Genomic DNA, 13,455 nt, shown 5'->3' with positions numbered 1-13,455 from the left:
GCCCTAACGGCTGCCCCGAAGTGAGCCGGACACGTCAGGGAAGACTTCGCTGACTTTCTGCCGCAGGTTGGCGCCCTTGCGCGAGGCGACGGCGTTGAGGTCGGCAGCGAAATCCAGGAGGTCGGCGCGCAGTGACGCAGCGAGTTCGTCCGTACCGGAGGCAAGCATCCGCACGGCCAGGAGGCCCGCGTTGCGTGCACCGCCGATGGATACCGTTGCCACCGGCACACCCGCGGGCATCTGGACGATGGACAGCAGGGAGTCCATGCCGTCAAGGGTCTTGAGTGGGACGGGGACGCCGATGACCGGCAGGGGAGTAACGCTGGCCAGCATGCCCGGCAGGTGCGCGGCGCCGCCGGCCCCGGCGATGATGACGCGCAGCCCCCGCTCGTGAGCCGTCTGGCCGTAGCGGATCATCTCGGTCGGCATCCGGTGGGCGGAGACGACGTCAGCTTCGAACGGGATGCCGAATTCGGCGAGGGCCTCGGCCGCCGCCTCCATGACGGGCCAGTCCGAGTCGGAGCCCATGACCAGGCCCACCAGGGGGCTGGCACCGGGACCGGCGGCTGGGGTGGCTTCGGCGCTCATGCGTTCTCCTCGAAGATAGGGGATGGTTCCTCGGCGCCGGCACGTCCATCACGGATGATGGCCGCCACCGCCGTTGCCCGGCGCCTGACCGAGTCAACGTCCGTCGTCGAACTTCCCACCAGGTTGACATGGCCGATCTTACGTCCGGGCCGCACGGATTTGCCGTAGCAATGGACCTTGGCGGCCGGCTCGCTGGCCAGGGCCATCGGGTAGGCGGAGAAGAGGTCCTGGTTTTCCCCGCCCAGGAAATTCTTCATCACGGTGACGGGGGCCAATGCGTCGGTGGCGCCGAGTGGAAGGTTGAGGACGGCGCGCAGATGCTGTTCGAACTGGCTGGTGATGGAGCCATCCTGGGTCCAGTGGCCGGTGTTGTGTGGCCTCATGGCCAGTTCGTTGACCAGGAAGCCGGCGCCCGAGCCCGGCGTCTCGAAAAGTTCAACAGCGAGGACGCCGGTGACGTTGAGCTCCGCTGCGATACGCAATGCGGCGTCCTCGGCGGCTGCGGCCACCTCCAGCGGGATGTCCAGCGCGGGTGCGATCACCTCGTCACAGACACCATCCACCTGGATGGTGTGGACCACCGGCCAGGCCCGGGCTTCGCCATCAGGTGTCCGCGCCACCAGGGCGGACAGTTCGCGGGTGAACTCCACCTTCGCTTCGGCCAGCAAGGGGCTCATGGCGGCGAACCATTCGGCGGCGCCGGCAGCTTCCTCTGCGGAGGCAATAATCCGGACGCCCTTGCCGTCGTAGCCTCCGCGCGGCATCTTCAGTACCACGGGCCAGCCCGTTTCCTCGCCGAAGCTGACCAGGTCTGCGACATTGGCCACTGACGCCCAGGCGGGGTTGGGCAGTTCCAACCGGTCGATGGCTGCGCGCATGACCAGTTTGTCCTGTGCATGGACCAGGGCGTCCGGTCCGGGCTGCACATTGACCCCCGCTTCCTGGAGCGTCCTGAGGTGCGCCGTGGGCACGTGCTCGTGGTCAAACGTCATCACGTCCAGGCCCCGGGAAAATTCCAGGAGGGTCTGCAGGTCCTTGTAATCGCCCACCGGCGTGGCCGGTACGGCAGAGACCGCGGAAACGTCCTCGCCTTCGGCGAGGACACGGAGTTCGAAGCCGAGTGCTGTAGCGGCAGGGGCCATCATTCGCGCAAGCTGGCCGCCGCCAACTACACCTATTACTGGAAAAGTCACGTATGCCAGCCTACCGAAGACGCACCGTATCGCGCTTTTACGGCCCGGCGGGAGCGTGACATTTTCTGCTGCGGGCCGGCAGCGGGGGCAGTCCGGGGCCAGTCCAAAGCTTTGGGGGCTAAAATGGGTCCTTGGCCGAGTGGCCCACAGTTCGGACGGCCATGGAGGGTCATGTTTAGCGCACTTGCAGATCGTATCCGGGGGCTTGCCTCGCTCTTCTGGCGGGAAGTGGCCAAATTCGGGGCCGTGGGCGGTGTGGCATTCGTCATCGACAACGGGCTGACGTACTACCTGATGCACGGCCCGATGTCGGACAGCGAAGCGAAGGCGCGCTTCGTGGGCGCCACCGTGGCCACGGTCTTCTCGTGGATCGCAAACCGTTTTTGGACTTTCCGGCACCGGCGCCAGGCCAATGTTCTTCGCGAGTTCGTCATGTTCGTCATCATCAATGGCATCGGGATCGGGATCTCCACCGGATTCACCGCGCTGGCCAAGTACGGGATGGGTATCGACGACAAGAACCTGCTCTTCCTGGCAGGGGTCGCGGGCATCCTCGTCGCCACTGTTGTCCGGTTCTTCGCGTACCGCTTCCTGGTGTTCAACCAGGAGCTGGACCAGGAGCCGGAGTTCTCGCACGACCACGAACTCATCGAAGCGCACCCGCACCGGGAGTCCGCGCGCGCCGAACGTCCCGCTTCCGCCCCTGTCGACGGTGGCCCGAAGGCCTAGGACCCGCGCCTGCTAGCTGCCGTGGATGCGTTCGTCGGCCAGCAGTTTGTCCGTGAGTTCAACATCCGGGTGGGTCAGGACCACGGAGCCGCCGTGCTGCCAGGCGCCCAGCGCGTTGGACAGCGCTGACTCGAGGCCGTTGCCCGCTGGAATGTGGAGGCGGACGCCCTCCCCATGGGATGCACCAAAGTCCGTGAGCAGGTCCTTGTGCTCCACCGGGCGCCCGTCGCCCGTCACGAGCGCGCGGGCTGAGGGATCAGGATCCGTGTGCGGCATGAACACGTCCGCGTGGGACCGTACCTCTGCCGCGTAGTCGATGCAGCCACCCGGAAGTTCCCCTGGCCAGCGCATGGCGAGGGCGGGCAGCGCGACGGCGATCACGGCGCCGTGCCCGATTGTCGCCTCACCAGGGGCGGCTGTCACCGTAAAGTCCACCGGTCCGCCGTCGAACACTGCTTCCAGGCCAAGCTGCCAGCCGGCCAGCGCCCAGACCAAGGCCTTCCAGTGCGCCGGCAGCGCAAGTCCGAGGCGCATGCCCGGCTCCGCGTCGAGCTCGTCCTGAAGCAGGTTGCTGGTCTTGGCCACCCAGTTGTCCAGGACCCGGCCCGACAATTCAGCCCGTTCCGAATCCGGCCCGTACCAGGTCAGGCGCGGTGCCGTGGAGTTGCCGGAACGGAGGTTGCCCATCAGGGTGATGGCGGGGATCGATGTCATGGCTTCATCCTGCCATCCTGGCATCCCCTGGTCACCAGCAGCTGGACGCTGCGTCCCCAGTCCGCCGGCAGGAGTGATGTTTATCACGTGGCCTACTAAGGGTGCTTGCTATTTTGGCACTTAGCGGGTATTTTCCCCGTCGTGGCGCTGTTTTTGCGGCTTTCACGGCCGGAATATGCTGCTTCCGGCCCGCGCCACGCCGAAGCCGGCAAAAAACCCGGGCGTGGCGTGCGCAAAGTTCTTAGGTTTCACTGTCTATTATCCCGGCTACGGCTTGACTCACCCTAGTTACACGCGTGTAATTAGGTATCTAAAGCAATTGCGTAAATACCGGCACACAACCGAGTGTCCACGTATCAAGGCAGTGGCTGCAACGTCAGGAGGGTCGCCGTGGGGCAAGCAGAGCGTATCCAGGAAGATGCCGTCGTAGCCGGCCAGGCAACGGCAAAGTACCGTGCGCGGGGGGTGCCAAGCGATTGGTACGTTGACCCCGCCGATCCTGATGCTGCGGAACGGTACAAAAGGAACTCCGGCAGTGTCCTCGAGGATCAGGCCACGGCGTTCCTCGCGGCGCACGAGGCCCTGCTGGACGGCGCGGAACCGGAGGACGACCTGGATCCGCCCATGGAGTTGGCCGCCGGCGGAAGCGTGCAACCGGTGTGGATCGGACTGCCGCTCCAACAGGACTTCGATGACGAAGGCGAACTGGGCTGGCAGACTGACGCTTTGTGCGCCCAGACTGACCCGGAGGCGTTCTTCCCGGAAAAGGGCGGTTCCACCCGCGACGCCAAGAAGGTGTGCGGCGCCTGCAACGTACGGTCGCAATGCCTGGAGTACGCGCTGGCCAACGACGAACGGTTCGGCATCTGGGGAGGCCTTTCCGAGCGTGAGCGCCGGCGGCTTAGGAAGCGAGCGATCTAATTCTTCAGGATGTCCATGTCACTGCCGTTGTGGTCGCCCACAACGGCAGTGCCTATCTGCCCACAACCCTGTCAGCCCTGGCTGGCCAGACCCGGCCTGTCGACCGTGCCATCGGCGTTGATGCCGGTTCTGCCGACGACTCCCACAGCCTGCTTCGGGAATCCCTGGGCGACGCCAGCGTCCTGGCCTACCCCCGGACCAAGGGCGGTATGGGTGCGGCCATCTCCGCAGGCCTCGCCGGTTTGGTTCCTAAAGCCGGGTCGGGCGGCGACAGGACGGAATGGATCTGGCTGCTGCACGACGACGCGGCCCCGGCCCCGGATGCCCTCGCTGAACTCCTCGGCGCCGTGGAGCGTGCGCCTTCCGTGACCGTGGCCGGCTGCAAGCAGCTCGACTGGCACTCGCCGCGCCGGCTGATCGACGTCGGGCTTTCCACCAGCCGGTGGGCTGAGCGGCTCACCCTGATCGACGCCGATGAGCTGGACCAAGGCCAGTACGACGGCCGCACCGACACTTTCGCCGTCAATTCCGCGGGCATGCTGGTCCGCCGGGACGTTTGGGAGCAACTGGGCGGTTTCGATCCCGCCCTGCCTGGCAGCGGCGACGACGTTGACTTCTGCTGGCGGAACCGGCTGGCCGGCCACCGCGTCGTGGTAGTCCCCGCGGCCCGCATGTTCCACGTCGCGCACCGGCCCCACGCGTTGGGCAACCCCGCAGCAGCCCGCAAGGCACAGGTACACCTGCGGCTCAAGCACAGCCCACTCTGGATGGTGCCGGTCCACGGCCTTGGAGCGTTGCTGGGCAGCCTCTTCAAACTAGTCCTGAGCATCGTGGTCAAGGATCCCGGCCACGGCATTTCACAGCTCCTGGCCACCTGTGCGGCCCTGGGCCGTCCACGGTCGGTGGCAAAAGCCCGAAGGGCGGCCAAACGGACCCGGCGGATCCGACGCTCGGTGATCCGCAAGCTGCAAACACCACGCCGTGAAGTGTGGAGCCACCGCCGGTCCCTGATGGAGGCGCTGGGATCGGACGGATCCGGCGCTGACCACCTGGTGCAGGATCCGCTCGCCCACCAGCCCACCGGTGACGCCGCTGATGACTTCGCCGCCCTCGCCACCGCCAAGAGGGGATGGGTGGGCAACGGCGCCCTCGCTGCCGTCATCATTGCGTCAATCGCCTCGCTCCTCGCCCTCACCGGATTGTTCCGGGCCAATGCCATCACCGGCGGCGGCCTGATCCCGGTATCGGCGGGTTTGGGCGACATCTGGCACAACGCCTCCGGCTGGTGGATCAGCCTGGGAGCCGGACTTCCCGGCCATGGCGACCCCTTTGACTATGTGCTGTGGATTATCGGTGTCCTGGGTGGCGGCGATGCTAACCCGGCCATGGCGTGGCTCCTCCTCCTGGGCGCCCCGCTCTCCGGCCTTACCGCCTGGTTTGCGGCAGGCGGCCTGACGGCCCGGCGCCGGCTCCGGCTCGCAGCCGCCATTTTCTGGGCGGCTGCCCCGGCACTGCAGGTTGCCCTCAACCAAGGCCGCGCCGGCGCACTCATAGCGCACATGATGATTCCGCTGGTGGTCCTGGGCCTGCTGCGGGCTACTGGTTCAGCCGTGGGCCATGGCAGCTTCAGCCTGGAATCCCCCGCTGATGCACGTCCGGCCGACCAAGCGCCTGCCAAACCCGGCGTCAACGGCATGCCATCCTGGACTGCCTCCGCCGCAGCCGGCCTGGCGCTGGCCGTCACGACGGCCTCCGCCCCTTCCCTGCTTGTCCCGGCCGTTGTGCTCATAGTCCTCTGCGGCGTCCTGTTGGGCCGGCGGGGGAGGACCGTGTGGTGGGCCCTGCTGCCCAGTGCGGCCCTGTTCGTGCCGTTCGGCCTTTCCACCATCGACCGGCCGCGCGCACTCCTGGCCGACCCCGGACTCCCGCTTGGCTTCGATGCCGCGCCTCTGTGGCAGCAAATTATCGGACAGCCCCTGGCGTTTGACCCTGCGGGCGGGCTGCAGGGGCTTGGACTGTTCTCCGGCGGACCGGTGCCGTGGGCGCTGCTGATGGCACTCCTGATCTCGGTCCCGGTCGTGGCCCTGGCCATCGTTGGCCTCTTCGTCGCGGGACGCCCGGTCCGGGCCGTTCGCTGGTTCTGGATCGTGGCACTGGTGTCACTGGCCAGCGGATGGCTGACCAGCCACGTGGCCACGGGCATCAACGCCGAGTCCCTGGTAACCCCCTTCCCGGGACCGGCGGTTTCGGCTGCCTCCTTCGCCCTGCTGTCCGCGGCAATCCTGGGCGCCGGCCAGGTCATGTCTGCCGTTGACCGCAGATCCGCTGCCGGGTCCAAGGCCACCACTGCGGCACGCGCCGGGCTGGCAGTGGGCCTGGTGATGCTTCTGGCCGGACCTTTGGCCGGGATGGCTGCGTGGTCCGCCCAAAACCTCCTGCGTCCGGCCGCCGCCCCCGCGCCTGCAGCACTGGCCGGCACTCCCGGCCCATCCGGCTCCGGGACCGACCGAGCACTGGGCTCCGCCCGGCTGGTGGAGGCCGCGAACGCACGGTCCCTGCCTGCTACGGCGATCGACCGCGGTACCGGACCCGAACAGACCCGCACCCTGATCATCAGCACCAATGAGGACGGCACCTATAAGGCTTCCCTGATGCGGGGGGCCGGTACCACCCTGGACAACCTCTCGGCCATTGCCTCCGCCCGCACCATCATCGGCGCCCCGGGCGCGGAAGAGGTCCGCGACGACGACGACGTCACAGGCTCCGTCCGCCGTGTCGTCGCCACGCTGGTTGCCGGCCAGGGAGTGGATCCCCGTGCCGACCTCGAACAACTGGGCGTCGGCTTCGTGGTGCTGCGGGCCGCAGACACGGCAGCCCAACTGACGGCCAGCCGCATGGATGCCGTACCCGGCCTGGTGGCAGTGGGTCAGACGGACGTCGGCTGGCTCTGGCGCATCAGCCCATCGAACCAGGCGGTCCTGCAGGCCGCGGACGTCGCCCACCGCGTCCGTATCGTGGATCCGCGCGGTGCCACCACAACCTCCGTCCCCTCCAACAAGGACGGCGTTGACGCTGCCGTCCCAACCGGTCCGGAGGGCCGTCTGGTGGTGCTTGCCGAGCGGGCGGACCCGGGCTGGAGCGCCTGGCTCGACGGCCGCAAGCTGACCTCCACCACGTCCGGCTGGGCCCAGGCCTTCACTCTTCCGGCCTCGGCCGGCCAGCTCACGGTCCGCTACGACAACCCGTGGGCTTTCTGGGCCGCTGCAGGCCAAATCACGGTGATCGCCCTGACCGTCATCCTCGCTGTCCCGATGCCGACGCAACGGCCGCGGACCGGCCTCTCACGCGACGAGGGCTCCCTGCGTAAGGAACACCAAAATGCATGAGCACACCCCGCCGGCGGATTCCGGGGCTCCCGCGCCGGTCCAGGCACCGGCTCCAGTCCAAAGCGAAAACGGTGGTAACGCCAAACGGACCGGCCGCGGTTCCACCCGGGTGCCTCGCGTCAGCGGGCGGGCAGCGGCGGTGGCCGGAGCAGCCGCAGGGGTGCTCATCCTCGCGGGTGGTGGAGCCGTAGTGGCTGCGGGGTCGCTGGTGCAGGGGCCGGCGTCGAGCCGGGTCCTTCCGGTGGTGCGGGCAGCTGTTCCGGCAGGAGCCAGTGTTGGCGTGTGCCCGGGCCCGGCGAGGCTGCTGGAGGGTACGGGCACAGGCACCGACGCCCAGTTCCGGCCGGAGTCGGCCACCGCCGCAACCAAGGTCACCGCGGCCGTGCTGGGCGCCGGCGGCGTTCTGCCTGCGAGCCGCCTGACCCGCCTGGACGGGACGGCCGTCGTTGAGATCGCCAAGGACGCCGGGAAGCCTCCGGCGGCCGGCGCACCACAGGAGCTCCTCGCCGGAGTGGTGGCGGACCGGGCCGCAGACCAGGTCAACGTCCTCAGCGCCAACGCCGTGGCCAACCAGAACGCGTCCGCGGCCGGTGCCATGAAATACACCGCCACCGACGGCGACTTGCAGGGGAGTGCGGCAGCCACCTGCGGACAACCTTCCAACGACCAGTGGCTGGGAGGTGCCAGCACCACAGTGGGCCGCACTTCCGTCCTGGCATTGACCAACGCTTCCAGCACCCCTGCCACGGTAAGCCTGGAACTGTACGGTGGCGCAGGGCAGATCCAGGCGCCGGGCAGCCGAGGCCTGCTGGTGGCTCCCGGCACCACCCGCAGCGTCGTCCTTGCCGGCCTGGCCCCCAACGTTCCCCAGCTCAGCGTGCGCGTACGCAGCGCCGGCGGACCCGTGGCCGCCTCGATCCAGCAAAGCGTCCTGCGCGGCCTGACCCCGGGCGGCGTGGACTTCATTGCGCCCGGGGCGGCACCGGCCGTCCGCCAGGTCGTGCCAGGAGTGGATATCCAGGATCCGGCCGGGCTTGCCGCGCTGACGTCCCGCAACGGTTACGGGGATGCCGCCCCGGCGCTCCAACTGACGGTTCCGGGCGCTTCGGACGCCGTGGTGGAGATCAAGCTGTATGGACGGGACGGCCAAACCGCGCTCCCAGCCGGCGGAGTGGTCACCGCAAAGGCCGGCTCCGTCACGGAAGTGTCCCTGGCCGGGGTTCCGGCGGGCCAGTACACCATTGCCGCCTCATCGGACGTTTCCTTCGTGGCGGCCGCCCGAATGAGCCGCGGCCTTCAAGCCGGGCAACCCTCGGATGTGGCGTGGGCGGGATCCGCCGTGCGGCTGGGCAGCCAGCATGTTGTTCCCGTCCCCAAGGGCGGCTTGCGCCAGCTGGTGTTCGGGGCCCTGGACACGCGGGCCACCATTACCTACGCGCCAATCACCGCTGATGGCAAGGTCAGGCCGGCCGCCACCGCGGACATCGCCGGCGGAACCACCGCCACCATTACCGTTCCGGACCAGGCTGACGGTGCCGACGTCGTCGGGTATGTGGTGTCGGCGTCGGGGGATGCCGCCTACGGTTCCGTGCTGTTGGGCCAGGACGGTCGCAACGACGTCTCAACCCTGGCTTTCCTGCCGGCTGCCGCCGGACAGGAAACCGTCCCGGTTACCCTGGGCTACTAGGATTCCTGACAGCCGGCACGCCCGGTGGAGACCCGGGGCCTGCCGCGCGGCTGCCCCGGGTGGCGGGCTCAGTAGCGGCGGCGGTAGACCGGGTCCAGGGTCTCCGGGGCTACGCCGAGCATCTCCGCGGTGTGCTCCACCACGACGTCGTGGACCAGGTCCTGGAGCTCCTCCACGCTGGAGCAGGCGTTCTCAACAACGCGGCGGTACACCGTAATCATGGGCCCCTCGGCACCAGCGGCGGGCGTATAGGCCCCCATGGGGGCAGTGCTGCCTTTGGCGGCCAACTGTTCGAGGTCCGGCGGGATTTCGTCGACGCCGAACCGGACGCCGTCAAGGGTCTTGCCCCAAATGTCATGGAGCCGCTGCGCTGAGTCCAGGACCAGATCGTCGAAGCGGTCGCCGCGGGTCCGGTAGCCGGGGTGGGTGGGGAGCATTACTTCGCCGCGCAGGCCGCGTCCGTGGCGGTTCCGGCGCCGCCGCAGGAAGCTCCTGCCGGTGGTTTCCACGCCCGGCGCAGCCGAGGCGTCCGGGTCAGCCAACCGGACCGAAAAACCTGATTCATGGTTCGATGACTGCATATACCGACTCTAAACCCGGGGGCGGATTTACGCGATATATTCCCCCGGCGGCCCGTCCGCGTCGGGGACCGCAGCCAATGCACGGCTTTCGAGGGATATAAGGGTAGTCTGTGATGTCGTGGGAGCTATCCGTCAATGTTCAAGGTCCGCCTGCCGCCAGTCGGCGGTAGCCACCCTGACGTACGTGTATGCGGACTCCACGGCCGTCCTCGGTCCACTGGCCACCTACGCCGAGCCGCACTGCTACGACCTCTGTGAACAGCATGCGGGCTCGTTGACCGTTCCGCGCGGTTGGGAAGTTTTGCGGCTGGCTATGCCGTCCACCCCACAGCAGCCCGGCCCGGACGACCTCCTGGCCCTCGCCAACGCCGTCCGTGATGCCGCGGCGCGCCCGTCGGAGCCACAGCCGCCCACCCAGCGCGGGCACCATTCTGCCCTCGAAGCGCCGGCCGGAACCGAAGGAACCCGGCGGGGCCACCTGCGCGTCCTTCGGGAACCTTCCTGACCTGGATCTGGCGGTAGGCTGGTTGCTGCACATCTTTTCCGCTACCGGCGCGAGCGCGCCCGCCAGGGAGCAAGAACACATGCCAAAGATCAGTCCCGAGCTGTTGTCCGTCCTGCGCTGCCCCGTGACCGGCTCGCCCTTGGTCCAGGAAGGCGAAGAACTGGTGGCCACCACGGCAGATGAAGCAGGCGTCAAGAACCGGTACGCCATCGAAGACGGTATTCCGTTGCTCCTTCCGCCGGAACTGCTGGCGGCAGCGGCAACGGCGGGCTCGGACCAGCACGATCCTAACGCGGCCGGGCAATAGATCCACCTGCACCAGCCCGCACCGAGAAACAGCAGAACGGGGACCAGGACCCCGCCTCAAGCAAAGGACCATTCATGACTTTTGAGTACAAAGTTGCCGATATCTCCCTGGCGGAAGCCGGGCGGCACCAGATCCGCCTGGCGGAGCACGAAATGCCCGGCCTCATGTCCCTGCGCGAAGAATTCGGGCCAACGCAGCCGCTCAAGGGCGCCCGGATCGCAGGCTCCCTGCACATGACGGTGCAGACCGCGGTGCTGATCGAAACCCTCACCGCGCTGGGCGCCGAGGTCCGCTGGGCCTCCTGCAACATCTTCTCCACCCAGGACGAGGCCGCAGCGGCAGTTGTCGTGGGCAAGGGCACCGTCGAGGATCCGCAGGGCGTGCCCGTTTTCGCCTGGAAGGGCGAGACCCTCGAAGAATACTGGTGGACAGCCGAACAGATCCTCACCTGGCCCGGTGCCGAGTCCAACCCCGAACTGGGTCCCAACATGATCCTGGATGACGGCGGCGACGCCACCATGCTGGTCCACAAGGGTGTCGAGTTCGAGGCCGCGGGCAACGTCCCCTCCGCCGACCCCGAAGATTCCGAGGAGTACGGTATCTTCCTCGAGGTGCTCCGCCGCTCCCTCGCCGCGGACCCGCAGAAGTGGACCCGCACGGCGGCCACCATCAAGGGTGTCAGCGAAGAGACCACCACCGGTGTCCACCGCCTGTACCAGCTCGCGGACCAGGGCAAGCTGCTGTTCCCGGCCATCAACGTCAATGACTCCGTCACCAAGAGCAAGTTCGATAACAAGTACGGCATCCGACACTCCCTGCCCGACGGCATCAACCGTGCCACCGACGTGCTCATGGGCGGCAAGGTCGCCGTCGTCTGCGGGTACGGCGACGTCGGCAAGGGTGCCGCAGAGGCCCTCCGCGGCCAAGGCTCACGGGTGATCGTCACCGAGATCGATCCCATCTGCGCGCTTCAGGCAGCCATGGACGGCTACCAGGTGGCCAAGCTGGAATCAGTCCTGGCACAGGGCGACATCTTCATCACCACCACGGGCAACAAGGATGTCATCATGGCCGAGCACATGGCGGGCATGAAGAACAAGGCCATCGTGGGCAACATCGGCCACTTCGACAACGAAATCGACATTGCCGGCCTTGCCCGCGTTCCCGGCGTGAAGAAGGTTGAGATCAAGCCGCAGGTCCATGAGTGGGTCTTCGACGCCGGCAGCGACGCCGAGCGCTCCATCATCGTGCTGTCCGAGGGCCGGCTCCTCAACCTGGGCAACGCCACGGGCCACCCGTCCTTCGTGATGAGCAACTCGTTCGCGAACCAGACCATCGCGCAGATCGAGCTGTGGACCAAGAAGGACCAGGACGAGTACGGAAACAAGGTGTACGTCCTGCCCAAGGTCCTGGACGAAAAGGTCGCCCGCCTGCACCTGGACGCTCTGGGCGTGGAGCTCACCGAGCTGACCAAGGACCAGGCTGAATACCTGGACATCGACGCGGCCGGCCCCTACAAGCCTGAGCACTATCGTTACTGACACGTGAGGGCCCGGGCGCAGCAACGCGCCCGGGCCGTTATTTTCTGCACGTAGGATCGACACTATGGAGCCTGAGGAAAAGCCCCGCCGCCGGGGGAGCGTAAAGAAGATTCTCGCCGTAGCAGCCGTCTGTGTCCTGGCTGCCGTGGGCGGGGTTTTCGCCGCCGTCGCACCGGGCCTTGCTGGGAGTCCGCTCGAATCTGAAGCCTCCTCAGCACTGCGGACGTCGCCCGGAATCGCTTCCCCCATCGTGCCCCCGGTGACCCTGGATGCATCGCCGGCCAACGGCGCCAAGCAGGTCAACCCCGCGGCGCCGGTTTCCCTGAAAGTGGCCAACGGGACCATCCAGCGCGTCACCCTTACCAGTACTGCCGGGAAAATCGTCGAAGGCAGCATCGACCCCAACGGGACGGCATGGTCCGCCTCCGGCCCCCTGGAGTTCAACACGGACTACAGCTACACGTACGTGGTCAAGGACTCGGCCGGACGCGAAACCAGCACCACCCAGGCCTTCAACACAGTGTCCAGCTCGCATGAGGCAGATGCCGCCATCTACCCGCTCAACGGCATGAAGGTGGGCGTCGGGCAGCCCTTGCAGATCATCTTCAGCGAGCCGGTAGTCAACCGCGACGCCGTCGAAAAGGCCATCAAGGTCACCACCACTGCAGGCCAGAGTGGTGCGTTCCACTGGTACAGCGACACCATGGTCCGGTACCGGCCGGAAAACTTCTGGGCAGCCAATTCCACCATCACCATGGACATGCAGCTCTTTGGTGTCGACCTGGGCAACGGCCAGATCGCGAACTTCAACAAGAAGGTCAACGTCTCGATCGGAGACAAGAAGGTGGCGGTCGCGGATGCCACCGCGCACACGTTCACGCTCAGCGTCAACGACCAGCCGGTCAAGACGCTGCCGGTCAGCATGGGGGACAAACGGTTCCCTTCGGCCAAGGGATACGCGGTGCTGATGGAGAAGAACAGGTTTGACCATTTCCGGGCCTCGACCATCGGGCTGAAACCCGGTGACCCCGCCTACTACGGTGAAGCCGACGTCGAATACACCATCCGCCTCACCCTGAGCGGCGCCTACATCCACCAGGCGCTCGAATCCGCCTACCCCTACATCGGGAACACCAACGTCTCCCACGGCTGCATCGGATTCCTGCCCGATGGCGCAGCCTGGGTGTTCGACAACATGGGAACCGGAGACGTGGTCCAGATCATCAACACCGAGGGCGACTACGCGGCCAACACTGACGGCTACGGCGACTGGAACATCCCGTGGAACGAGTACGCCAACTGA

12 protein-coding genes are annotated in these 13,455 nt (G+C 67.2%); 8 read left to right on the top strand and 4 right to left on the bottom strand.

All coding sequences use genetic code 11. The features are described from left to right. Positions 1-3: 3 nt before the first annotated feature. Positions 4-588: a 5-(carboxyamino)imidazole ribonucleotide mutase gene (purE, locus tag AC4EEO_RS13065; RefSeq protein ID WP_018762930.1), complete on the bottom strand. Its 585-nt coding sequence runs from the start codon at positions 586-588 to the stop codon at positions 4-6. Further along, entirely contained in the window at positions 585-1,781 is a 1,197-nt protein-coding gene (locus AC4EEO_RS13060; RefSeq protein ID WP_491338999.1) for a 5-(carboxyamino)imidazole ribonucleotide synthase, read from the bottom strand. The genes purE and AC4EEO_RS13060 overlap by 4 nt, the downstream gene beginning before the upstream one ends. Before the next feature lie 171 nt (positions 1,782-1,952). On the opposite strand from AC4EEO_RS13060, the gene AC4EEO_RS13055 reads away from it, so the two are divergent. Beyond that, positions 1,953-2,510 carry a GtrA family protein gene (locus AC4EEO_RS13055; protein WP_018762932.1) on the top strand — a complete coding sequence of 186 codons (558 nt, stop codon included), beginning with the start codon at positions 1,953-1,955 and terminating at the stop codon, positions 2,508-2,510. 12 nt (positions 2,511-2,522) lie between these two features. Here the strand turns inward: AC4EEO_RS13055 and AC4EEO_RS13050 are convergent, their stop codons facing one another. Then, on the bottom strand, positions 2,523-3,224 hold the full coding sequence (locus AC4EEO_RS13050; RefSeq protein WP_491338998.1) for a TIGR03089 family protein: 702 nt from the start codon (positions 3,222-3,224) through the stop codon (positions 2,523-2,525). Positions 3,225-3,614: 390 nt separating this feature from the next. On the opposite strand from AC4EEO_RS13050, the gene AC4EEO_RS13045 reads away from it, so the two are divergent. Genes AC4EEO_RS13045 through AC4EEO_RS13035 form a run of 3 tightly spaced genes read left to right on the top strand, consistent with a single transcriptional unit; the run spans position 3,615 to position 9,218 of the window. Further along, complete coding sequence (locus AC4EEO_RS13045) at positions 3,615-4,145, top strand: WhiB family transcriptional regulator (RefSeq protein WP_018762934.1); 531 nt, start codon at positions 3,615-3,617, stop codon at positions 4,143-4,145. 29 nt (positions 4,146-4,174) lie between these two features. Next, on the top strand, positions 4,175-7,531 hold the full coding sequence (locus AC4EEO_RS13040) for a glycosyltransferase (protein ID WP_491338997.1): 3,357 nt from the start codon (positions 4,175-4,177) through the stop codon (positions 7,529-7,531). Beyond that, a complete protein-coding gene (locus tag AC4EEO_RS13035) occupies positions 7,524-9,218 on the top strand; it encodes a DUF5719 family protein (RefSeq protein WP_491338996.1) in 1,695 nt (564 codons plus the stop codon). The genes AC4EEO_RS13040 and AC4EEO_RS13035 overlap by 8 nt, the downstream gene beginning before the upstream one ends. 68 nt (positions 9,219-9,286) lie before the next feature. Here the strand turns inward: AC4EEO_RS13035 and AC4EEO_RS13030 are convergent, their stop codons facing one another. Beyond that, the gene (locus tag AC4EEO_RS13030) at positions 9,287-9,799 is read right to left on the bottom strand and encodes a metallopeptidase family protein (RefSeq protein ID WP_491338995.1); all 513 of its coding nucleotides are present in this window, start codon (positions 9,797-9,799) and stop codon (positions 9,287-9,289) included. Positions 9,800-9,917: 118 nt separating this feature from the next. Here AC4EEO_RS13030 and AC4EEO_RS13025 point away from each other — a divergent pair, with 118 nt between their 5' ends. The 4 genes from AC4EEO_RS13025 (at position 9,918) to AC4EEO_RS13010 (ending at position 13,455) form a co-directional block, all read left to right on the top strand. Then, positions 9,918-10,304 (top strand): DUF3499 domain-containing protein, encoded by a 387-nt coding sequence (locus AC4EEO_RS13025; RefSeq protein WP_026264922.1) that lies wholly within the window; start codon positions 9,918-9,920, stop codon positions 10,302-10,304. A gap of 79 nt (positions 10,305-10,383) precedes the next feature. After that, complete coding sequence (locus AC4EEO_RS13020) at positions 10,384-10,611, top strand: Trm112 family protein (protein WP_491338994.1); 228 nt, start codon at positions 10,384-10,386, stop codon at positions 10,609-10,611. A gap of 74 nt (positions 10,612-10,685) precedes the next feature. Next, positions 10,686-12,152, top strand: a complete 1,467-nt coding sequence (gene ahcY / locus AC4EEO_RS13015) for an adenosylhomocysteinase (RefSeq protein ID WP_109863448.1) — start codon at positions 10,686-10,688, stop codon at positions 12,150-12,152. Between the two features lie 64 nt (positions 12,153-12,216). Continuing rightward, positions 12,217-13,455 (top strand): L,D-transpeptidase, encoded by a 1,239-nt coding sequence (locus AC4EEO_RS13010; protein ID WP_285320090.1) that lies wholly within the window; start codon positions 12,217-12,219, stop codon positions 13,453-13,455.

This window comes from Pseudarthrobacter sp. MOO13 (assembly GCF_058267655.1).
Note: the sequence above shows the minus strand (reverse complement) of the source record. Positions and strands in the feature narration are given on the sequence as shown.

Excerpts from the sequence above, each read along its gene's own strand:
- AC4EEO_RS13050 (WP_491338998.1), bottom strand. The coding sequence starts at position 3,224 with ATGACATCGATCCCCGCCATCACCCTGATGGGCAACCTCCGTTCCGGC.
- AC4EEO_RS13030 (WP_491338995.1), bottom strand. The coding sequence starts at position 9,799 with ATGCAGTCATCGAACCATGAATCAGGTTTTTCGGTCCGGTTGGCTGAC.
- AC4EEO_RS13010 (WP_285320090.1), top strand. The coding sequence starts at position 12,217 with ATGGAGCCTGAGGAAAAGCCCCGCCGCCGGGGGAGCGTAAAGAAGATT.
- purE (WP_018762930.1), bottom strand. The coding sequence starts at position 588 with ATGAGCGCCGAAGCCACCCCAGCCGCCGGTCCCGGTGCCAGCCCCCTG.
- AC4EEO_RS13055 (WP_018762932.1), top strand. The coding sequence starts at position 1,953 with ATGTTTAGCGCACTTGCAGATCGTATCCGGGGGCTTGCCTCGCTCTTC.
- ahcY (WP_109863448.1), top strand. The coding sequence starts at position 10,686 with ATGACTTTTGAGTACAAAGTTGCCGATATCTCCCTGGCGGAAGCCGGG.
- AC4EEO_RS13035 (WP_491338996.1), top strand. The coding sequence starts at position 7,524 with ATGCATGAGCACACCCCGCCGGCGGATTCCGGGGCTCCCGCGCCGGTC.
- AC4EEO_RS13020 (WP_491338994.1), top strand. The coding sequence starts at position 10,384 with ATGCCAAAGATCAGTCCCGAGCTGTTGTCCGTCCTGCGCTGCCCCGTG.